Source organism: Nocardia shimofusensis NBRC 100134, assembly GCF_001613125.1.
Lineage (GTDB): Bacteria > Actinomycetota > Actinomycetes > Mycobacteriales > Mycobacteriaceae > Nocardia > Nocardia shimofusensis.
Genome location: NZ_BDBT01000012.1, coordinates 83,656 through 104,661 on the forward strand (window position 1 = coordinate 83,656; position 21,006 = coordinate 104,661).

Genomic DNA, 21,006 nt, shown 5'->3' on the forward strand with positions numbered 1-21,006 from the left:
GCGCTGATCCGCGAGGATCGGCGCCGCGACGGCGTGCGAGGAACGGGCGCGGCCGATGGACGCGCACCGGGTGGAGTGGAATCAGGCGAAGACCGGGCGCGGCGGGGCGCGCGTGCGCAGCGCCCGGGCAGCGAATACGCGCAGGATGACGCGGTCTCGATACCGGGTGCGCAGCGGGACGGGTTCGACGTGCACAGGGAGTTCGCGGCGCAGCGGGAGCACTCGCGCCAGCACCGTGGTGCCGATGCGGTAGGCCGCTTCCGCGCCGCGGATGACGATGGCGGCGAACAGGGCCGCGAGCAGGTGCGCGACCAGCATCTGCCAGCTCATCGGGTCGGCGCCGTGCTGGGGGTGTCCGGAGCCGAAGCCGAGGGTGACGTGGCCGAGGAGCTGGCCGGCGATCAGCGCGGCGACCAGACCGGAGGTGGTGTCGCGCAGCGGGCCGATGCCGGCGACCAGCGCGCCGACGACGGCCGATGCGGCGGCGAGCAGCGCCAGAGTGGAGCTTCCGGGCGCCGCGGTGGCAGCGGCCCAGCCGTGCGCGGCGATGGACACCGCGCCCGAGACCGCGCCCGCCGACCCACCGCGCAGGCGAGCGACGGCGTCACGACGCCACGCTGCCGACCGGTGGATGCTGCTCTGCACCGGCTGATGATAGCGGACGGCACCACAGCCGCTCGAGCGCTGCGACCAGACCGGTTCTCGCCGGCGCACTACGGCGGAAACGACCGAGCGGAGCGGCTTTCAGGGCCGCTCCGCTCGAATCGAACAGAGAACTCGGGCGAGCCGAGATCAGGTGTTGTGTGATCAGGCGTTGATGTCGTACTCGACCAGCGTGCGGCGCAGCAGCTTGCCGGTGGCGTTGCGCGGCAGATCGTCGAGGAAGACGACGTCGCGCGGCACCTTGTAGCGGGCCAGGTTGCTCTTGATGTAGGCCTTGAGCTCCTCGGCGTCGGGCTGCGGCTTGCCCGGCTCGGGCACGACGAACGCGCGCAGGCGCTTGCCGAACTCCACGTCGTCGACGCCGACGACCGCCGCGTCGAACACGTCGTCACGCTCGAGCAGCAGGTTCTCGACTTCCTGCGGGTAGACGTTCTCGCCGCCGGAGACGATCATGTCGTCGTCGCGGCCGTCGACCATGAGCAGACCCTGGTCCTGGAAGTGGCCCATGTCGCCGGTGGACATGTAGCCGTCGATGATCTGCTTGTGCCTGCCGTCGGTGTAGCCCTCGAAGGGCGCGCCGCTGCGGACGAAGATGCGACCGGTGACGTTGTTGCCCTCGATCCGCTGATCGTTCTCGTCGTAGAGCCGCACGTCACAGGTGATGGGCGGACGTCCGACCGTACCCGGCGCGATCGCCAGCTCGTCCGGCTTGGCGATGGTGGCGATGGCGACCTCGGTGGAGCCGTACAGGTTGTGGACCACCGGGCCGAACACCTCGGCCGCACGCACCGACAACTCCGGGGAGAGCGCCGAGCCGGCGAGGATGATGGCCTTCAGCGAGGAGGTGTCGTACTTGGCGCGCACCTCCTCGGGCAGCTCCACCATCCGGTGCAGCATGGTGGGCACGGCCACCAGGATGTCGGCCTTGTGATCGGAGACCATCTTCAGCGTGGCCTCGGCGTCGAAGCGGCGGCGCACGACGATCTTGTTCGCCAGGATCGAGCCGATGAGCCAGGTGCCCAGACCGGTGCTGTGGAAGATCGGCGAGACGATCACCATCGTGTCGAACTTCTTGAACGGCATCCGGTCGAGGAACTGCGCCGTGGCGAACGGCGAGACCTTGGTGCGCGGTGCGCCCTTGGGCAGGCCGGTGGTGCCGCTGGTGAGGATGATGAAGCCGCCGGGCGTGCTCGGAGGCGGCAGTTCCTCGGTGGAGTTCTCCGCGATCAGATCGTCGAAGGTCTTGGTGCCCTGCGGGATGTCGGTGCCCTCGTCGACCCAGGTCAGGTAGCGGGGCAGCTCCGGCGGCAGCGCGTCGAGCAGGTCGAGGAACTCGCTGTCGTGCAGCACCGCCTGCACCTTCTCGCGCGCGCAGACCTCGGCGAACTGCGGCTTGGCGAAGCCGGTGTTCATCAGCGCGATGCGCGCGCCCAGCTTGCCCGCGGCGATCTTGGACATGAGCAGACCGCGGTGGTCGCGGGCCAGCACGGCCACGACGGTGCCCTCGGTGATGCCTGCCGCCTGCAGGCCACGCGCCACGGCGGTGGACTGGTCGTCGAGTTCGCGGTAGCTCAGCTCACCGCGCTCGTCGACCAAGGCCGGGCGATCCGGGGCGATCCGGGCGGAATGGCGGACAGCGGCTGCCTGGGGGCCCATCTGGCGGACTTCCCGAAGGTTCTGCACCGTCTCCTTCGGATTGGTGAGATCGGCGATTCCGCGCGAACTCAGCAATCGCACAGCCTTGATGGTTTCCAGCGTGTGCGCCAGGTTCACCACTTACACCTCCACTAACCGTCGCGTCGGCCCTTGACCTAGCGAAATCGAACGGCATGTGCGGCTACCGTAGCAGCAGATGGTGTGGCCGGTCACACACAAAGGCGACAAAGCGGGCGCGGCCACCTTGTGAAATAGCCTCCCGGTAGGTCGGATGGACCAAATGGTTCACCTGGCGGCTGATCCGTGAAGATTGATCGAATCCGGCCGCCGAGCCGGGACCGGGCGGCCGGATTCGATCGGCTTTCTCAGTTGTATACCGCGCCCAGCGAAGGAAAATCGATGGTGGCGCGCTGGTAGTGGAAACCGTCCGGATGCGCCTCGTCGACCGGTGCGGGCCAACGGTGCCAGAGCGTGCCGTACGCCGCCGCCACGATCAGGCCGCCACCCGGGTCGAACGACCGCGAGCGGATGGAGGTGTCGACCGGAATGTCCAAGTGCTGGTTCAGCACTTCGAAGCCGCTGCGCCCGTTGGACAGGTTCAGCCAGGCCACCTCGAGCTTCGCGCCGTCCTGGTTGGGCGCGATCGTGCCCGGTCCGCCGAAGTAGCCGAACTGGAAGCCGTTGATCCCCAGCGCGACACCGGAGCCGTGCACACCCGGTGACGCGCCGGTGCGACCGATGTCGGAGTTCGCCGGGATCTGGAAGACCTGCGCGGGCAGGGCGACCTCGGCCGCGCCCGGAACCTGCGGTCGTTCGGCCAGCAGGCGATCGACGGCCGCCTCCGCCGCCGGGTTGCCTGAGACCGTCGAACGCAACTGCCGCAAAGCGTCGTTCATGTCGAACGACGTGGTACCGGAATCACCCGGTGCGGGAACTCGGTTCTCCTCGGCGGCTACCGGTCCGGCGAGAACCGCTCCGAACATCGCTGTTGTGGCCACAGCGGCGGTGAGATGACGTGTGAACTTCGGTCGACGCATAAACCGATCTCCTCGCGCGAATCGTAGGTCGAGCTGAGTCGTTGGTTGAACCGGGTCGTGGAAAGTCGTTGCATAGGACAACTTACGAACAGAATTACCTCATCCGACAGGCGCGCAAACCTCACGGGTGCATCGAGCCCACCGATGCGATACCGCGATGCGGACCTTTCCGAGATTAGCCGATCTTCTTCCCGGGTCTCGCGAAACAGATTTCGGGTGCTGCGCGAAGCCCGTTGCTCCGCTTCGAAAACGTGGAATCCGGCAAGGGGCTTTGCCGGCCCTGCGCCGATTCCTCGACGACGCGGCCGAGGGCCACGCGTGTAATGCCTGGCCGTCCCATGCGCGATTGACCTGATGTCGCAGGGATGGGAGCGCGGGGTGAAGAAGCTGTCGATTCGACCGCGGTGGTTGTCGAAGCTGCTGGTGAGACTTGCGGTGACAATCGCACTGATAGCAGGTGAGCTGGCCTTTTTCGACTTTCTCTGGCGGGAGGGGCATACCGAGCCAGGAATGATGATCATCGAGGCGCCGGTCGTCTCCGTGCCGTGGAGCCCGGACGGTCGGCCCGGCGGCGGGAACTGACCTCTCATACGGCAACTCCGGCGTCGAGCATCGCGGACGAAGGTCCAGGCGAGCCGGGGGGAACGTACCCGGTAGAAAACCGAAAAACCGGCACGAGTCGAAGAAGCGACCCGCACCGGTTTTCCGTTCGTCCGACCTGCTACTTGAGCTCGGCGCTCGTCTTGCCCAGCACCCGGCGGGCGACGATGAGCTGCTGGATCTGTTGGGTGCCTTCGAAGATGTCGAGGATCTTCGAGTCGCGGCCCCACTTCTCCAGCAACAGGTTCTCCGAGTAGCCCAAAGTGCCCGCCAGCTCGACGGCCTTGAGGGTGACGTCGGTGCCGGTGCGCCCCGCCTTGGCCTTCGACATCGAGGCTTCCAGCGAGTTCGGCTTCTTGTTGTCGGCCATCCATGCCGCGCGCAGCGCCAACAGATACGCGGCCTCGTAATCGGCCTCCATCCGCAGGAACTCGGCCGCCGCGGCGTGCTGGTTCATCGCCGGGGTGTCGTAGGAGACCTCGACGCCCGCACCCTCGAGCAGATGGCGCAGTTCTTCGAGCGCGGCGCGAGCCACGCCGATGGCCATCGCGGCCACCAGCGGACGGGTGTTGTCGAAGGTCTGCATGACCCCCGCGAAGCCCTTCTCGACGTTGACTTCCGGGCTGCCGAGGATGTTGTCGGCCGGGATCCGGCAGTCCTGCAGCAGCAGCACCGCGGTGTCGGAGGCGCGGATGCCGAGCTTGTGCTCGAGGCGGGCGACCGACAGGCCGGGGGCGTCGCGCGGCACGACGAACGACTTGATCGCCGCGCGGCCCTTGCTCTTGTCGACCGTGGCCCACACGACGATGTGGGTGGCGCGCTGGCCCGCGGTCACGAAGATCTTCTCGCCGTTGAGCACCCACTCGTCACCGTCGCGCACGGCGGTGGTGCTCACGGCCGCGGAGTCGGAGCCGAAGGACGGCTCGGTGATCGCCATCGCGGCCCACACCTTGCCGAAGCGCTGCAGCTGCTCGTCGGTGGACACCGCCGCGATCGCCGCGTTGCCCAGCCCCTGGTAGGGGATCGAGAGCATCAGGCCGACATCGCCCCAGGACGTCTCCAGGGCGTTGAGCAGCGCGGACATATTGCCGCCGTTGCTGTTTCCGCCCTTGTCCGCGGCGTCGGCGCGGCCGCCGGTGGCGCCGCTGATCTTCTGGGTGCCGGAGTCCGACAGGCCCTCGACCATGGCGGCCATGGTGTCGAGTTCCTTGGGGTACTCGTGCTCGGCCAGGTCGTACTTGCGCGAGATGGGGCGGAAGATGTGCGCGGCCACCTGATGCGCCTGGTTGGCGCTGGCCCGCAGCTTCTTGGGGAGTTCGAGATTGATCATGAGAGGGTCTCCTGAAAGAACTGGTCGAGCCGGTCAGATGAGGACGACGCCCTCGGCGACGCCGATGGCGCGCAGATCGCGGTACCAGCGCTCGACCGGGTGCTCCTTGGTGAAGCCGTGCCCACCCAGCAGCTGCACGCCGTCCAGGCCGATCTTCATGCCCTTGTCGGTGGCCAGCTTGCGGGCCAGCGCGGCCTCGCGGCCGAAGGAACGGCCCTGTTCGGCGCGGGCGGCGCCGCGCAGGGTGACCAGGCGCAGGCCGTCGAGTTCGATGGCGATGTCGGCGACCATGAAGGCCACCGCCTGCCGGTGCGAGATCGGCTCGCCGAACGCCTCACGCTCGTTGACGTAGGGGATCACGTAGTCGAGCACGGCCTGACCGGTGCCGATCGCCAGCGAGGCCCAGCCCAGTCGGGCCAGTCGCACCGCGTCGGCGTATTCCTCGGCGCGGGCGATCGGATCGGCATCGCCCAGCACGGCCTCGGCGGAGACCGCGACGTCCTCGAGGATCAGGCGTCCGAGACCCGCGGCGCGCAGGCCCATGCTCGGGTCGGCCTCCACCACCAGGCCCTTGGCCTCGGACTCGACGATGAACAGCGCCGGACGGCCGTCGAGTTCGGCGGCGATCAGGAACAGCTCGGCGTCGGCGGCGGCGGGCACCAGGCTCTTCACGCCGTTGAGGCGGTAGCCGCTGGGGGAGCGGGTGGCCTTGGTCTGCAGCGCGAACGGGTCGAACAGCGGGCGCGGCTCGGCGATGACCACCGAGGCCTGCGGCACGTTCTCGCCGGCGAAGGCGGGCAGGTAGGTGCGTTGCTGGGCGTCGGTGCCCCACTGCGAGAGCGCGACCGCGACGCCGCTGGGCGCAAGAATCGGCAGCGCCAGGCCCATGTCGCCGTGCGCGAGCGCCTCGGCGACCAGCGCGTTGGTGACCGCGCCGCGTTCGGTGGCCACACCGTCGAGTTCTTCGGGCACATTGATGACGGTGATGCCGAGCTCGGCGGCGCGAGCGACCAGGTCGGCGGGCGCCTTGGTCTCGGCGTCGGCCGCGGCGGCGGCCGGGCGGATGATCTCGGCGGCGAAATCCTTCACCGTCTCGACGATCATCTGCTGGTCGTCGGTGGGGGTGAGGTCGAAGAAGTCTTTGGTCTTGGACTCGTTGTCGGGCAGCCGCTGCGGCGCGCCGCCGCCCGAGACCTTCTTGAACGCCCTGGTGGCCGCGCCGAGGGTGCGGAAGCCGCTCTTGGTGCTCTCGTAGGTGACGCGCTCGATCGGCTTGCGCAGGTTGTACTTCTCGACGAGATCGGAGCCGGTGATCGTCGTCATGACCCGCATCGCCGTGCCCATCCAGTCCCGCTTGGGCTGGTTCAGGCCGACGGCGGAGTCGTCGCTGCGTCCGTTCGCGGGACGTCGCTTCGTCGCGCTGTCTCGGGTGCTCATCATCACCTGTTTTCTGCTGGGGTGGGGTGAGGTCAGGATCGGTCGTTCTTACTCCTGAGTAATACCTACCTTACTTCAGAGTAAGAACGGCGTCGAGTCGCCCGGAGCGGCCGCACGCGGATCGTTGTGAAGTTTCTGAAACAAAGGCGGTTCAGAAATCGTCCGATTCCGCTACGGTGGCGGCATCGTCCCCCCCGAAACGGAGGTCTTGTCCATGAGAACTGGCGTGGTATCTGCAGGAAGACGAATAGCGGCGGTGGCGGGGATGGCGCTCGCGGCCGGCCTCGTGTGCGCGCCCGCGCAGGCGGCGCCCGGCCTGCCCCTGGTGCCGATCGAAGTCGATATCGACCCGGGCGGTCCGCAGGTCGATTTCGGGTCGGGCGGCCCGATCTTCGATCTGGGCTCCGGTGAGGGTGGTGTCGGCGCCGACCTCGGATCGGGTGAGGCGCAATTCCCGCCGTCCGGTTCGTCCTCGGGCTCCGGCGACTCGGGTTCCGGCTCCGGTTCCGGCGGCTCCGGCTCTGCCTCCGGCTCGGGTCTGCCCACCGGGTCGGCGGGCTGATTCCCTGCCGGGTTCCGACCATCGGTTCGGATCCCGGTTGTGGAATGCCGGGTGCCTGGCGAGCTGTCGGATGAGGGCGGCTCGCCTCGGCCGGGATTGCCGGTCCCGATCGGCTCACCCGGCGACGAATCCGACTACGGCGTGCGCAACCGGGCGAGCGTCTCCTCGTGCAACAGGCCATTCGTGGCGATCGCGTCGCCGCCGTGTGGACCGTCGACTCCGTTCAGCGAGGTGAACCGCCCGCCCGCCTCACGGACCAGGATGTCCAGCGCCGCCAGATCCCACAGCGAGACCTCCGGCTCGGTCGCGATGTCGAGCGCCCCTTCGGCCAGCAGGCAGTAGCTGAAGAAGTCGCCGTAGCCGCGCACTCGCCACACCTCGTCGGTGAGGTCGACGAACTTCTCCCGCAGGCCGCGATCGCGCCAGCCGGACAGGCTGGAGAACGCCAGACTCGCCGAGGCCAGCTCGCCCACCCGCGACACCGTGATCGGCTTGGGCGCGCCGGGGTGGAAACTCGTCCACGCCCCCGACCCGCTCGCCGCCCACCAACGCCGGGCCAGCGCGGGCGCGCTCACCACCCCGACCACCGGAACACCGTCGGAGAGCAGCGCGATCAAGCTGGCCCACACCGGCACGCCACGCACGAAGTTCTTGGTGCCGTCGATCGGATCGATCACCCACTGCCTGCCGGTGAACTCCGCGTCGCCGCCGAATTCCTCACCGAGCACCGCGTCGTCGGGCCGGGCGTGCGCGAGCAGCCGCCGGATCGATTTCTCCACGGCCAGATCAGCATCCGAGACAGGTGTCAGATCCGGCTTCGCGTCCACCTTCAGATCGAGCGCGCCGAAGCGCGCCGTGGTGATGGCGTCGGCCTCGTCGGCGAGCCGCAACGCGAGTTCGAGATCGGAGGAGTGAGCAGCCACGGTCACCCAGCCTATCGGCCGACCACTCCCGCCCCTTCCTCGACTCGCGCAATCACGACCGGTCGCCGATGGCTCACCGAGTGCCGCAGCGGGCGGCCACCAACGCGCCGGCCCACCAGTGCAATTGGTCGAGCATCGCCGTCGCGGCGGCCGCGGGTTCCTCGGGCTCGCGCAGCTCGCCCTGGTCGTCGAAGAGCAGGTAGTAGCGCGGGAAGGTCACGTAGTCGCGCACCGGATGGGCGTTCAGCTCGGTGAACACCGCGCGCAGGTGCTCGATGGCGGGCAGCCCGCCGGTCGCGCCGCTGTAGCCGACGAACCCGACGGCCTTGGCGTCCCACTGCGTGAAGTGCCAGTCGATGGCGGACTTGAGTGCGGCGGGGTAGCTGCGGTTGTAGTCCGGTGTGACGATCACGAACGCGTCGGCGGCGTCCAGTCGATCGCTCAGGTCGCGCATGCCCGCCGGTCGCGGCGGGTCCGGCTCCAGCGCGGGCGGCATGGCGGGCAGCGCGTTCGGTAGTTCGGCCTCGGCCAGGTCGATCACATCGACCTCGAAGCGGCCGTCCGCGAGCGCCCGCTCGGCGAACCACGCCGCCACCGTCGGACCGAAACGGCCTTCCCGGACGCTGCCGATGATCACCGCGAGTTTCATCTCGATCTCCTCCTCGGAATAGGCGGGCTCGTTCTCCGGTGATCCGGAGCGACCCGCCGATGACGAGCCTGCGGCGCGTCGGCGGCCGGCGAGTAGACCGCGATCAGGGTGGTAGTGAGAGGGCCACCCTTCCCGCCGCGCGCGCTTGTACGTTCGACAAGTGCGCGACAACGAGTTGGGCCTGTTCCTGCGCTCCCGCCGCGACGCGGTCGCCCCGGCGAGCGTCGGCCTGCCCGCGGGAGCCCGCAGGCGCGCCCCGGGACTGCGGCGTTCGGAGCTGGCGTTGCTGGCCGGGGTCAGCGTGGAATACCTCACCCGCCTCGAACAGGGCCGCGATCGCAGGCCCTCGCCGGAGATCCTGGCCGCGCTGGCCGACGCGCTGCGGCTGACCCCGAGCGAACGCGTCCATCTCTACCGCCTCACCAAAACCGCCGATCCGGGATTCGCCTGCGTGGGCTCGGCCCCGAGGGTCCGGACGGTCCGTCCTTTCGTGCGGTCCGTTCTCGATCACCTCGACCCGGCCGCGGCGGCCCTGTTCGACCGGACCGGCGAGGTGCTGGCCTGCACCGACGGCTACCGGCGCCTGATGGCGCCGAGCGGGCTGTTCGACGAGGACAACGGCGGTCACCTCGCCTGGTATGTGTTCGCCGACGCGCGGGCGCGCGAGCTCTACCCGGACTGGTCCGAGATCGCCGACCAGTGGGTGGCGACTCTGAAGGAAGGCCCGTTCCGCGCCGATCCGGCCGTCGCCGGGCTGGCCGAGCAGCTGACGGTGGTGGCGGGCGTGGAATTCACCCGGCGGGTGGCCACGGTGCCCGGCCTGCCCGCCGCCTCCGGCATCGCCCGGATGAATCATCCGGTGGTCGGCCCGCTGCGACTGGCCTACGAGACGCTGGACCTGTCCGCCGACGACGCGCAGCGTCTGGTCGTGCACCTGCCCGCCGACGAGGCGAGCGCGACCGCCCTGGACCGGCTCGCGGGCCGTCGCCCCGGCGGACTGCGCGCGGTCTCCGAATGAACACGCGTGGTCCGCGAACGAGCTCCCCGTGGTGAGCGGTTTCGCCTGCTCGGAGCGGGACCGGTAGCCTTGCAGATCGTGCATCCTGACGTCTCCGCCGACATCGCCGAACTCGACGCCACTCTCAAGACGGTCGAGTCGGTCCTCGACATCGAGGAACTGCGTCGCCGCATCGATGAGCTCGAACACCAGGCCGCCGACCCGGACCTGTGGAACGACCAGGACCATGCCCAGCAGGTGACCAGCGAGCTCTCCCACGCCCAGGGCGAACTGCGCCGCGTCGAGGAACTGCGTTCGCGGCTCGAGGATCTGCCGGTGCTCTACGAGCTGGCCGAGGGGGAAGAGGGCGAGGCCATGGCCACCGCGCTCGCCGACGCCGACGCCGAACGCGCCGCGCTGCGTGGCGACGTGGAAGCGATGGAAGTCCGCACGCTGCTGTCGGGCGAGTACGACAAGCGCGAGGCGCTGGTCAACATCCGCTCCGGCGCCGGTGGCGTGGATGCCGCCGACTGGGCCGAGAAGCTGATGCGCATGTACGTGCGCTGGGCCGACCGGCACGGCTACCCGGTGGAGATCTACGACACCTCCTACGCCGAAGAAGCGGGCATCAAGAGCGCCACCTTCGCCGTCAAGACCCCCTACGCCTACGGCACCCTCTCGGTGGAGATGGGCACGCACCGGCTGGTGCGCATCAGCCCGTTCGACAACCAGGGCCGCCGCCAGACCTCCTTCGCCGAGGTCGAGGTGCTGCCGGTGGTCGAGACCACCGACCACATCGAGATCCCCGACACCGAGATCCGCGTCGACGTCTACCGCTCCTCCGGCCCCGGCGGCCAGTCGGTCAACACCACCGACTCCGCGGTGCGCCTCACCCACATCCCCACCGGCATCGTGGTGACCTGCCAGAACGAGAAGTCGCAGCTGCAGAACAAGATCTCGGCCATGCGCGTGTTGCAGGCCAAGCTGCTCGAGCGCAAGCGCCAGGAGGAGCGCGCCCAGATGGACGCGCTCAAGACCAACGAGGGCGCGTCCTGGGGCAACCAGATGCGTTCCTACGTGCTGCACCCGTACCAGATGGTCAAGGACCTGCGCACCAACTACGAGGTCAACAACCCCAGCGCGGTACTCGACGGCGACATCGACGGCTTCATCGAGTCGGGCATCCGCTGGCGCATGCGTGAGACCCAGGCCAGTTGAGCCCAGCGGAATCGATCTGTGCCGCCCCGGCTTTCGGCTGGGGGACGGTAGCCGGATCGCGACAGGCACATCGGCGGTGCGCGGGCGAAGGTAGCCTGTCTGGCGTGTTGGTTACGGAAGGCAGAGCGGCTCGGCGATGGGCTCGGTGACATCGTTCGCGCTGGGGGAGAGCACCACGGCGTGGTTGCGTTCCAGCGGCCTCGAGATCGTGCTGCTGATCCTCGGCGCGATGCTGTTCGGCCGGTTCGTCAGCTTCGTGCGCGACCGGATCACCAGCCAGATCGACGCGAGCTTCCGCGGCGGCGACGCGCTGGTGCGCACCGAGGCGGCCAAGCACCGGCACGCGCTCGCCCAAGTGCTCACCTGGGTGATCCTCACCATCGCCTACGTGCTCGTCGGCGTGGAAGTGCTGCAGCGACTCGGGTTCCAGGTGACCGGCCTGGTCGCCCCCGCCGCGGTGCTCGGCGCCGCGCTCGGCTTCGGCGCCCAGCGCATCGTGCAGGACATCCTGGCCGGGTTCTTCCTGATCACCGAGCGCCAGTACGGCTTCGGCGATGTGGTGCGCATCTCGGTGACCGGGTCCGCGGAAATGGCCGAGGGCACTGTCGAAGACGTCACACTGCGCATCACCACGTTGCGCAACTCCGACGGCGAGGTCATCATCGTGCCGAACGGACAGATCGTGAAAGTGACCAACCTGTCGAAGGATTGGGCGCGCGCCGCGATCGACGTCCCGGTGGCCGCGGGCGCCGACCTCACCCGCGTCAACGAGATACTGCATCAGGTGGGCGCCGAGGCCTTCGCCGATCCGCGATTGGAACCGCTGCTGCTCGACCAGCCCACCGTGATGGGCGTCGAGGATCTCGCGATGGACAAGATGAGCATTCGCATGGTCGCGCGCACGCTGCCGGGCAAGCAGTTCGAGGTCGGTCGTGAGCTGCGAGTGCGAGTGGCCTCGGCGCTGCGCCGGGAGGGTATGAGTGAAACTGCGTAAGAGAGACCTCATCTTCGCCAAGCCGCGCAGGTCGACGGCCGTGCTGGCGATGGTCTGGATCGGGATCTTCGTGCTGTACCTGTTCGTCAAGCCCGAACAGCAGGCCGGGACCACGATCCTGCCGCTGAGCGGTCTGCTGCCCGCCTCGATCACCCAGAGCGAGCCCGCGCAGGCCGAGCCGGCGAATTAGCGCTGCCCGGCCCGGGCAGTGCAAGCGCCTGCCCGGCCCGGGCAGTACAGCCGGGCCCGCTGGCTACACTGGCTCCCCGTGATCACCATGCGGAACGTCACCAAGTCGTACAAGACGTCGACGCGACCCGCGCTGGACAACATCACGGTGGATGTGGACAAGGGCGAGTTCGTCTTCATCATCGGACCGTCCGGTTCGGGCAAGTCGACCTTCATGCGCCTGCTGCTCAAGGAAGAGGCGCCGACCTCCGGCGAGATCCGGGTCGCCGACTTCCGGGTCGACAAACTGCCCGGTCGCAAGGTGCCCAAACTGCGTCAGCGCATCGGCTGCGTCTTCCAGGACTTCCGGTTGCTGCAGCAGAAGACGGTGCAGGAGAACGTGGCCTTCGCGCTCGAGGTGATCGGCAAGCGCCGTCAGTTCATCGAACGGACCGTTCCCGAAGTGCTCGACATGGTCAATCTCGGCGGCAAGGCCGACCGGCTGCCCGGTGAACTCTCCGGCGGCGAACAGCAGCGGGTGGCGATCGCCCGCGCGTTCGTCAACCGTCCGCTGGTACTGCTGGCCGACGAGCCGACCGGCAATCTCGACCCCGACACCAGCGGCGACATCATGATGCTGCTGGAGCGGATCAACCGCACCGGCACCACGGTGCTGATGGCCACCCACGACAACCACATCGTCGACGCGATGCGCAAGAGAGTCGTCGAACTCGATCACGGAAGGCTGGTGCGCGACGACGCGACCGGCGTCTACGGGGTGGGGCGATGACAGGGGAAGAGAAATAATGCGCGCGAGTTTCCTGTTCGGCGAGGTCGGCGCGGGTCTGCGCCGCAACCTGACCATGACCATCGCCATGATCCTGACCACCGCCGTCTCGCTGGCCATGCTCGGCGGCGGCCTGCTCTCGGTGCGGATGGCCGACAAGACCGAGGCCTACTTCACCGGCCGTCTCGAGGTGCGCTTCTACCTCGACGAGAACATCTCGAACAACGACCCGGACTGCGCGGCCGAGCCCTGCAGTTCGCTGCTGGCCGACATGAAGACCACCTCGGGTGTGGAGAGCGTGCAGTTCCTCAACCGTGCCGCCGCCCTCGAGGAGGCCAAGAAACTCTTCGAGGACCAGCCGGAGATGGTGCAGTACATCTCCGAGACGCCGCTACCCGCGTCGATGCGGGTGAAGATGACCGACGGCGGTCAGTACGAGCACATCTACGAGACCTTCGCCGACCGCGACGGCATGCGCACGGTGGCCAACGACAGCGAGTTCGTCGACCGGCTGTTGCGCCTGTTCGACGGACTGCGCAACGCGGCCTTCGGCCTGGCGGTGGTGATGGCGCTGGCCGCGCTGCTGCTCATCGCCAACATGATGCAGATCGCGGCGTTCACCCGGCGCACGGAAGTCGGCATCATGCGCCTGGTCGGCGCGACCCGCTGGTATACCCAGCTGCCCTTCCTGCTCGAGGCAGTGGTGGCCGCCGTGGTCGGCTCGCTGCTGGCGATCGCCGGGCTGCTCATCGCCCGCCCGCTGGTCATCGACCGGGCGCTGGGCCCGCTGTTCGACAGCAATGTCTTCCCGCGTATCACCGGGGACGACATCGCGGTGGTCGCGCTGACGATCGGCCCCATCGGCGTGCTGGTGGCCGCGGTCGCCGCCTACGCGACACTGCGGTACTACGTGCGCGAATGAGGTCCGCGACATCGTCGATCAACATGTGGACAGCCGCGCCGTGTCGACCGCGATCCGGGCTCGCCCGGGCCGCGGCTGTCGGGCGCCGCTCGTAGGATGAGCCGCGTGGACCACCCCGAAGATCAGCCACCGGCCGAGAGCGTGTCGCACACCGGAATCGCTGCGGCACAAGAGGTTCTGCGTCGCGTGTTCGGCTACGACGACTTCCGCGGCGACCAGGCCGCCATCGTCGAGCACGTCGTCGCCGGCGGCGACGCCCTGGTGCTGATGCCCACCGGCGGCGGCAAATCGCTGTGCTACCAGGTGCCCTCGCTGGTCCGGCGCGGCGTCGGGGTGGTCGTCTCGCCGCTGATCGCGCTCATGCAGGACCAGGTCGACGCGCTCAGCGCGCTCGGCGTGCGCGCCGGATTCCTCAATTCCACCCAGTTCCCCGACGAGCGCGCGACCGTGGAAGCGCAGTTCCTCGCCGGTGAGCTCGACCTGCTGTATCTCGCGCCGGAGCGGCTGCGGCTGGAGTCCACCGCGCGGCTGCTCGAACGCGGCGAGATCGCTCTGTTCGCCATCGACGAGGCGCACTGCGTCGCCCAGTGGGGTCACGACTTCCGCCCCGACTATCTGGCGCTGTCGGTGCTGCACGAGCGCTGGCCGGACGTGCCGCGCATCGCGCTGACCGCGACCGCCACCGAGAAGACCCGCGACGAGATCATCCACCGCCTCGACCTCGGCTCGGCCAGGCGCTTCGTCGCCAGCTTCGACCGGCCCAACATCCAGTACCGGATCGAGCCGAAGAACCGCGCCGAACGTCAGCTGCTCGACTTCATCCGCACCGAGCACGCCGGCGACGCGGGCATCGTCTACTGCCTGTCGCGCAACTCGGTGGAGAAGACCGCGGCCTTCCTCAACGAGAACGGCATCGACGCGGTGCCCTATCACGCGGGCTTGGACAACCGCACCCGCGCCGCCAACCAGTCCCGTTTCCTGCGCGAGGACGGCCTGATCGTGGTCGCCACCATCGCGTTCGGCATGGGCATCGACAAGCCCGACGTGCGTTTCGTCGCCCATCTCGACTTGCCGAAATCGGTGGAGGGCTACTACCAGGAGACCGGCCGCGCGGGCCGTGACGGCCTGCCCTCGACCGCCTGGATGGTCTACGGCCTCAACGACGTGGTCCAGCAACGCAAACTCATCGACGGCTCCGAGGGCGACGCGGCGCACCGCAGGCAGTTGCAGTTGCACCTGGACGCCATGCTCGCGCTGTGCGAGACCGTCGACTGCCGCCGCACCCAGCTGCTGGCCTATTTCGGCCAGTCCGGTACCGGCTGCGGCAACTGCGACACCTGCCTGAGCCCGCCCGAATCCTGGGACGGCACGGTCGCTGCCCAGAAGCTGCTCTCGGCGGTGCTGCGCCTGGAGCGCGAACGCGGCCAGAGCTTCGGCGCAGGCCACGTCATCGACATCCTGCTCGGCAAGCAGAGCCCGAAGGTGCTGCAGTACGAGCACAACGAGCTGAAGGTCTTCGGCGTCGGCGCGGATCTGCGCGACACCGAGTGGCGCGGGGTGGTGCGGCAGTTGCTGGCCCAGGGACTGCTCGCGGTGCGCGGCGACTACGGGGTGCTCACCCTGACGCCCGGCAGCGAGGACGTGCTCTTCGGCGGTCGTCAGGTGCGGCTGCGCCGTGAGCCCGAGCGACCGGTCAAGCAGGCGCGCGGCGCCAAGGCCCGCACCGTCGCCGCCGACCTGCCCGCGGCCGATGTCGAGGTCTTCGAGAAGCTGCGCGCCTGGCGAGCCGCGGCGGCCAGAGAACAGGGTGTTCCCGCCTATGTGGTCTTCCACGACGCCACCTTGCGCGAGATCGCCGCGCGCAAGCCGTCGAACCTGTCCGAGCTGGGCGGTGTCGGCGGCGTGGGCGAGGCGAAGCTCGCCAAGTACGGCGAGCAGGTACTCGAGGTGCTGACGGCGGCCTGACCACCGGCCACGGATCTCCGTGGTCGGGAGTGCTCGCCGAAGTTCCCGGAAAGCCGGATCGGCAGGCCCGAGTCGTGCCGATGGGTGATGATGTGGCGGAATGTGCCGGAAGTGGATGGAGGTCGGTGGATGAGTGACGTACCGGGCATCGGACGCAGGCAACTGCTGGCCGGTGCGGGCGTGCTGGCGGCGGGTGCGGGCCTGCTCGGGCTGACGCCTGCTCAGGCGGTGCCGGTGGACGCGGGCGTCACCAAGTTCCCGCTGCCCACGGCAGGCGGCTCGGTCCGAGTTCTCGTCACCGGCGACGCGGGCACCGGAACCCGCGCCCAGTGGGCGGTCGCCGACGCGGCCAGGGCCTTCCACGCCCGCGAGCCCTTCGATCTCGCCCTCGGCCTCGGCGACAACATCTACGAGGCCGGTCCCAGCAGCGACGACGACATCCAGTTCGGCGCCAAGTTCGAGGACCCCAACACCGGCCTGGACTTCCCCTGGCTGATGACCCTGGGCAATCACGACAACACCGCGATCTTCCCCGGCGACGGCGGCTGGCTGCTGCGCGGCGACCACGAGGTCGGCTACCACGCGCACTCGCCGCGCTGGTGGATGCCGAGCCGCTACTACTCGGTGCGGGTCCCCGAGCCCGAGCCCCAGGTCGAGTTCTTCGTGCTCGATCTCAATCCGCTGGCCTCCTACATCCCGCCGATCCTGTCCCCGTACTGGGCGGTCGACGGCCAGTACATGAACGAACAGCGCGCCTGGCTCGATCGCGCGATCGCCGAGTCGCCCGCGCGCTGGAAGGTCGTCTGCACCCACCACCCGTATCTGAGCAACGGCTCCCACGGCAACGCGGGCCGCTACGAGGACCTCGACATCGAGCCGGTCAACGGGGTGCATGTGCGCCGCTTCTTCGACGATCACGTGCTCGGCCTGTGTCAGTTCATCCTGTCCGGCCACGACCACTGCCTGCAGGTGCTCGAACCGACGACGGCTTCCAAGGGCACCCGCCAGCTCGTGTCCGGCGCGGCGGGCAAGACCGGCGGCTTGTCGACCCCCGACGCGAGCGACGACACCCCCGCGCTGTTCCAGACCTTCCATCAACTCGGTTTCATGGTCATGGAATTCGGCGCCGCGGGCGTGGATCTGCGTGTGGTGACCGTCGATTCGGCCACCGGCGCGGGCACCGAGGAGTTCCGCCGGAAGCTGGCCTGACGAGTTCGTTTGCGCACCACGCGACATCACCGAATGGCAACGCCCGGTGCGCTGCGGGCGCGCGTCGCCGGTCGCGGCACTACCGTGCAGGTATGCCTCCCGGTGACGAGTCCTCCGGCGAACAAGGGTACGAAAGGTCGGGCCCGGAACCCGCCGCAGATCCCCCGGAACCCACGCGACCCGGCTCGCGCGACCCTGCCGTGGAATCGGTGTGGCTCGGTCGCAGGCGCCCGACGCGCTCGCTCGGCAGGCCCAGGCTGACCACGGTGCTCATGATCGCCGCCTTCACCGGTCTGCTCGTGCTCTACCTGATCGTCGGCCCCGGCCGCTGACGGCCAACACGGTCGCTCGCTCCCGCGCAGGAGGCGGGAATAATCCGGTTGCCGCGTCACTTAGAGTTGACCGTTGTGAAGGAGAACGGGCTATGAAGGAGAAGGGGCGAAAGGTCATCGCGACCAACCGCCGCGCGCGGCACAACTACACGATCCTCGATGTCTACGAGGCGGGGATCGCGCTGGTCGGCACCGAGGTCAAGAGCCTGCGAGAGGGCAAGGCCTCGCTGGTCGACGCCTTCGCGACGGTCGACAACGGCGAGGTGTGGCTGCGTGGCCTGCACATCCCCGAGTTCAGTCACGGCACCTGGACCAATCACTCGCCTCGCCGGGTGCGAAAGCTGTTGCTGCACAAGAGCGAGATCGAACGTCTCGTCGGCAAGACGCGTGAGGGCAATCAGACGCTGGTGCCGCTGTCGATGTACTTCTCCGACGGCAAGGTGAAGGTCGAACTCGCCCTCGCACGCGGTAAGCAGGACTACGACAAGCGCCAGGATCTGGCCAGGCGCACGGCCGAACGCGAGGTCACCCGTGAACTCGGCCGCCGGATCAAGGGGATGAAGTCCTAGCTACGCCTCTCACCCGAGGCGCGGTCACAGCCGTGCGCACGGACCGTCGAAGGTGATCCGCTCCAGCGTCCCGCCCCGATACCAGGAGGCGACCGTGCGTGAGCCCAGCGGCGCGGACGGGTCGGGCACGCTGATCACCGCGCGCTCGTTCTTGGGGTCCGGGTCCACCCCGTACTCCCGATCCGGCGCCATGCCCTCCGAGCTCGCGGTCAGACCGATCATCGCCCGCCGCAGCGCGGCCCGATTGAGCGTGCCCTGCTCGGCGGCCCGCGTGAGCAGCGCCTGCACCGGATACGAGCTGGCCCAGCCGAGGTTGTAGCCCCAGTTGGAGGGCTCCTGCGGCGAGGCGGCACGGGCCTTGGCCGCGCCCTGGCTGGTGCCGTCCCACCCGTCGTAGGGCGAGGTGTAGTTGTAGAGCGTGGTGATCGGCTCCGCGACGGCCGACTGCAGCAACGCCCGGTTCCAGGTCGGCGTGGAGCCGAGGAACCGGCCCTGGTAGCCGGCCGCGACCAGCTTGCCGATGATCTCCGCGGTCTCGCTCGGTCCGGTGGCCAGCACCACCACGTCCGGCTGCGTGGCCATGATCGCCGCGACCGGCGCGTCCTGGTTGCCGACCTCGTTGTTCGGCCCGGTGTCGAACCGGGTGGTGACCGGGATGCCATTGGCGGCGGCCCACCGCAACGTGCCCGCGGCGTAGTCGCCGCCGTAGTGCCCGCGGAAGGCCACGATGCCGATCCCGCTGGGCAGGTAGTGCTCGCTGCTGAACCAGTCCAGCCCCAGCATCGCCTCCTCGCAGTAGGAGTAGCCGTAATCCATCACCAGATTCCGGTCGGTCGCGCCGTACTGCCAGCCCGACCACAGCGTGCCCGCGCCGGTCACCACGCCGTCGGCCTCCATCTCCGGCAGCACCGACACCGTCTGCGAGGTGCCCAAGCTCATCGCCAGCGCCAGCACGTGCGGTTCGATCCGCTTGTACTCCGCGCGATGCCGCTGCGGGTCGTAGCCGGTGTTCTTGGCATAGGTGGTGATGTCGATCTCGTATCCGCCGATCCCGCCGGACTCGTTGACCTGCCGCCAGAATGCTTGCTGGCCGTCGTCGATGGATTTGCCGAGGGCACTGAACGGTCCATCGGCAAGATCGGAGAGCACCCCCAGATACACGCATCCCTTGGTCTCGTCGATCGCCTGCGGGCACGGTTCGCTCGTCACGCCGGGGCCTGCCTGCTCGGCAGGGTCGGAGCACCCGCTGACCAGGAGTGATCCGATGATCGTCCCGGCTACGGCGGTGCGGAGAAGATGGCGTCGACCGCCGGAGATACGCATCAATGACTTCCTACTCTTGCCATCGGGATCCTGGGTTGTCTCCCATGGCCGATCGAGAAGATACCCAACGGTTGCCGAACCGGGGAAGCGGCGTGACAGGTTCGTGATCCACAGCCGTACGAACCTGTTCGCCGAGCCCACCCCTTGTGACGCTGCACACCGCCCCCACGGGCGGAAAACCGGGATGATTCGGCACGCGCGCGGTGTTAAAGTAAGCAGTCCGCAAGGTGTGGACACGTACGGGGCTGAACGGTTTCGACTGCGTACGTTGATTCAGGGGAAGCGTGTCGGTGCAGGCAAGAGACCACCGTAAGCGTCGCTGCAACCAATTAAGCGCCGATTCTCATCAGCGCGAGTACGCTCTCGCTGCCTAAGCGATAGCGTCTCTGTCGGCCCGGGATAAGCCCTCGGTCCCGGTGCCGGCATCAGCTAGAGGGCTCACCGTCCGCCTCGGTCGCGGAGATGGACGGGACAACCAACAGCGACTGGGATCGTCATCTCGGCTTGTTCGCGTGACCGAGAGATCCGAGCAGAGACACAGCGAACTGCACACGGAGAAGCCCTGAAGACGCGGCGGAGGACCCGGGTTCGATTCCCGGCAGCTCCACTCGAGGCCCCTCACCTGAAGTCCAGGTGAGGGGCTTTTTCGTGTCCTGCGTACCCGGATCCGATCGTGCACGTTTCGGGGTGCGCGCGCGATCTCTGCCCGGCACTTCAGTGCCTACTCACCCGCGCGGTACCGCCGTGGCTGGAGGATGTCGAGTTCGGCGGACCGCTCCGGTGACGGCACGTCTATTCGGCTGTCGTCGGCGGTGTCGATGCGACCGGCGGGCGCGCGACCGTCGGAGTCGTCGGACGCGTCGGCTCCGGGGGCTCGGTCGTCGTGGTCGTCGTGGCTGCTGTTGTGGTGCTCGAAGGATGCGCCGTGGTCGTTGGCGTGGTGCTTCGCGGCGTCACCGTCACCGTGCTCGGGTCGGCCGTCGCCGTGACCGACGGAGTCGTGGTGACGGTCACCGTGGATACCGAGGTGGAGGTGTCCGTACTCGGGATCTGGATGCCGGCCGTGAACTCGATCGACAGGCTCGCCGACACGGACACACTCGCGCTCAGCGACGCATCCGTCGAGACATCCGTCGTCATGGTTGTCGGCGATTCCGTCGCAGTGTCCGTGCCGGTCCCCGGATGGCCGGCATCGGGGGCCGGTGGGGCGCCTCCGGCATCGGTAGCCGGGTCGGTGCCCGAGGCGGAGCCCGGCACGGAATCCTCGCTCGGCGTGCCCGATGTCGTGGTCGTGTCGGGCACGCCGGTCTGGTTCCGGACGGAGCGATAGTCGACAGTCCGCATGGTGAGCAGGCCCGAGACCGACTCCCGGTCGTGCGCCTGCACCGGCGGTGTCCACTCCGCCCGCACCAGGAGCGTTATCCCGATCGCCGTGGTCGCCAACGCAGCCACCACACCTGCCCGCGACATCTGTCGCCGGAACCGACCGGCCGGTGGGTCGCACCAGCACAGAATCCCAGGCGCGGTCTCGGCATCGTTGTCCTGTGCCGCCAATTGTCCTTCGCTGTTGTCGATGGTTCGCATCCGACTACTGCTTTCTCCTCGAGATATGCCGATCGGTTCGACCGGAATGGCAGTACGCGGACAGCGCGAACCCGAGAACCT

The 21,006-nt window shown here is 68.5% G+C and carries 21 protein-coding genes and 1 other RNA gene; 14 read left to right on the top strand and 8 right to left on the bottom strand.

Features of this window, described 5'->3' with window-relative positions; translation table 11 throughout:
- Positions 1-81: 81 nt before the first annotated feature.
- The 3 genes from NS3_RS15415 to NS3_RS15425 form a co-directional block, all read right to left on the bottom strand.
- Complete coding sequence (locus NS3_RS15415) at positions 82-645, bottom strand: hypothetical protein (protein WP_067860362.1); 564 nt, start codon at positions 643-645, stop codon at positions 82-84.
- A gap of 162 nt (positions 646-807) precedes the next feature.
- Complete coding sequence (locus tag NS3_RS15420) at positions 808-2,436, bottom strand: acyl-CoA synthetase (protein ID WP_067860364.1); 1,629 nt, start codon at positions 2,434-2,436, stop codon at positions 808-810.
- A gap of 248 nt (positions 2,437-2,684) precedes the next feature.
- The gene (locus tag NS3_RS15425; protein WP_067860158.1) at positions 2,685-3,356 is read right to left on the bottom strand and encodes a hypothetical protein; all 672 of its coding nucleotides are present in this window, start codon (positions 3,354-3,356) and stop codon (positions 2,685-2,687) included.
- 378 nt (positions 3,357-3,734) lie between these two features.
- Between NS3_RS15425 and NS3_RS15430 the strand changes: the two genes are divergently transcribed.
- A complete protein-coding gene (locus NS3_RS15430) occupies positions 3,735-3,938 on the top strand; it encodes a hypothetical protein (RefSeq protein WP_157101362.1) in 204 nt (67 codons plus the stop codon).
- 139 nt (positions 3,939-4,077) lie between these two features.
- On the opposite strand, the gene NS3_RS15435 is transcribed toward NS3_RS15430, so the two are convergent.
- Together NS3_RS15435 and NS3_RS15440 are read right to left on the bottom strand one after the other, a co-directional pair.
- Positions 4,078-5,286: an acyl-CoA dehydrogenase family protein gene (locus tag NS3_RS15435; protein ID WP_067860162.1), complete on the bottom strand. Its 1,209-nt coding sequence runs from the start codon at positions 5,284-5,286 to the stop codon at positions 4,078-4,080.
- A 33-nt stretch (positions 5,287-5,319) separates the two neighbouring features.
- Positions 5,320-6,729 (bottom strand): acyl-CoA dehydrogenase family protein, encoded by a 1,410-nt coding sequence (locus tag NS3_RS15440; protein WP_174550475.1) that lies wholly within the window; start codon positions 6,727-6,729, stop codon positions 5,320-5,322.
- Between the two features lie 259 nt (positions 6,730-6,988).
- On the opposite strand from NS3_RS15440, the gene NS3_RS15445 reads away from it, so the two are divergent.
- Complete coding sequence (locus tag NS3_RS15445) at positions 6,989-7,285, top strand: hypothetical protein (RefSeq protein ID WP_067860167.1); 297 nt, start codon at positions 6,989-6,991, stop codon at positions 7,283-7,285.
- A 134-nt stretch (positions 7,286-7,419) separates the two neighbouring features.
- On the opposite strand, the gene hisN is transcribed toward NS3_RS15445, so the two are convergent.
- Together hisN and NS3_RS15455 are read right to left on the bottom strand one after the other, a co-directional pair.
- Positions 7,420-8,208, bottom strand: a complete 789-nt coding sequence (gene hisN, locus NS3_RS15450; RefSeq protein WP_067860366.1) for a histidinol-phosphatase — start codon at positions 8,206-8,208, stop codon at positions 7,420-7,422.
- Between the two features lie 73 nt (positions 8,209-8,281).
- Complete coding sequence (locus NS3_RS15455) at positions 8,282-8,857, bottom strand: NADPH-dependent FMN reductase (RefSeq protein ID WP_067860169.1); 576 nt, start codon at positions 8,855-8,857, stop codon at positions 8,282-8,284.
- 160 nt (positions 8,858-9,017) lie between these two features.
- Between NS3_RS15455 and NS3_RS15460 the strand changes: the two genes are divergently transcribed.
- From NS3_RS15460 to smpB, 10 genes are all read left to right on the top strand, one after another.
- Positions 9,018-9,875 carry a helix-turn-helix domain-containing protein gene (locus tag NS3_RS15460; RefSeq protein ID WP_067860171.1) on the top strand — a complete coding sequence of 286 codons (858 nt, stop codon included), beginning with the start codon at positions 9,018-9,020 and terminating at the stop codon, positions 9,873-9,875.
- Positions 9,876-9,953: 78 nt separating this feature from the next.
- On the top strand, positions 9,954-11,072 hold the full coding sequence (gene prfB, locus NS3_RS15465) for a peptide chain release factor 2 (protein WP_067860368.1): 1,119 nt from the start codon (positions 9,954-9,956) through the stop codon (positions 11,070-11,072).
- A gap of 136 nt (positions 11,073-11,208) precedes the next feature.
- A complete protein-coding gene (locus tag NS3_RS15470) occupies positions 11,209-12,066 on the top strand; it encodes a mechanosensitive ion channel family protein (protein ID WP_067860173.1) in 858 nt (285 codons plus the stop codon).
- The gene (locus NS3_RS29130; RefSeq protein ID WP_157101363.1) at positions 12,053-12,256 is read left to right on the top strand and encodes an Rv3103c transmembrane domain-containing protein; all 204 of its coding nucleotides are present in this window, start codon (positions 12,053-12,055) and stop codon (positions 12,254-12,256) included. The genes NS3_RS15470 and NS3_RS29130 overlap by 14 nt, the downstream gene beginning before the upstream one ends.
- Before the next feature lie 78 nt (positions 12,257-12,334).
- Positions 12,335-13,024 (top strand): cell division ATP-binding protein FtsE, encoded by a 690-nt coding sequence (gene ftsE / locus NS3_RS15475; RefSeq protein ID WP_067860175.1) that lies wholly within the window; start codon positions 12,335-12,337, stop codon positions 13,022-13,024.
- 16 nt (positions 13,025-13,040) lie between these two features.
- Entirely contained in the window at positions 13,041-13,943 is a 903-nt protein-coding gene (gene ftsX, locus NS3_RS15480; protein ID WP_067860177.1) for a permease-like cell division protein FtsX, read from the top strand.
- A gap of 96 nt (positions 13,944-14,039) precedes the next feature.
- Positions 14,040-15,908, top strand: coding sequence for a DNA helicase RecQ (gene recQ, locus NS3_RS15485; RefSeq protein WP_245649634.1), 1,869 nt, complete (start codon positions 14,040-14,042; stop codon positions 15,906-15,908).
- A 129-nt stretch (positions 15,909-16,037) separates the two neighbouring features.
- A complete protein-coding gene (locus NS3_RS15490; protein WP_067860181.1) occupies positions 16,038-17,117 on the top strand; it encodes a metallophosphoesterase in 1,080 nt (359 codons plus the stop codon).
- A gap of 92 nt (positions 17,118-17,209) precedes the next feature.
- Positions 17,210-17,449, top strand: a complete 240-nt coding sequence (locus NS3_RS29135) for a WLR motif membrane protein (RefSeq protein ID WP_157101364.1) — start codon at positions 17,210-17,212, stop codon at positions 17,447-17,449.
- 92 nt (positions 17,450-17,541) lie between these two features.
- Entirely contained in the window at positions 17,542-18,018 is a 477-nt protein-coding gene (gene smpB, locus NS3_RS15495; RefSeq protein ID WP_067860183.1) for an SsrA-binding protein SmpB, read from the top strand.
- Between the two features lie 24 nt (positions 18,019-18,042).
- Here smpB and NS3_RS15500 read toward each other — a convergent pair whose 3' ends face one another.
- Positions 18,043-19,227, bottom strand: a complete 1,185-nt coding sequence (locus tag NS3_RS15500; protein WP_245649635.1) for an ABC transporter substrate-binding protein — start codon at positions 19,225-19,227, stop codon at positions 18,043-18,045.
- Positions 19,228-19,582: 355 nt separating this feature from the next.
- Between NS3_RS15500 and ssrA the strand changes: the two genes are divergently transcribed.
- Both ssrA and NS3_RS15510 read left to right on the top strand, forming a co-directional pair.
- Positions 19,583-19,951, top strand: a transfer-messenger RNA (tmRNA) gene (ssrA, locus tag NS3_RS15505).
- A gap of 315 nt (positions 19,952-20,266) precedes the next feature.
- The gene (locus NS3_RS15510) at positions 20,267-20,671 is read left to right on the top strand and encodes a hypothetical protein (protein WP_157101365.1); all 405 of its coding nucleotides are present in this window, start codon (positions 20,267-20,269) and stop codon (positions 20,669-20,671) included.
- Positions 20,672-21,006 lie beyond the last annotated feature (335 nt).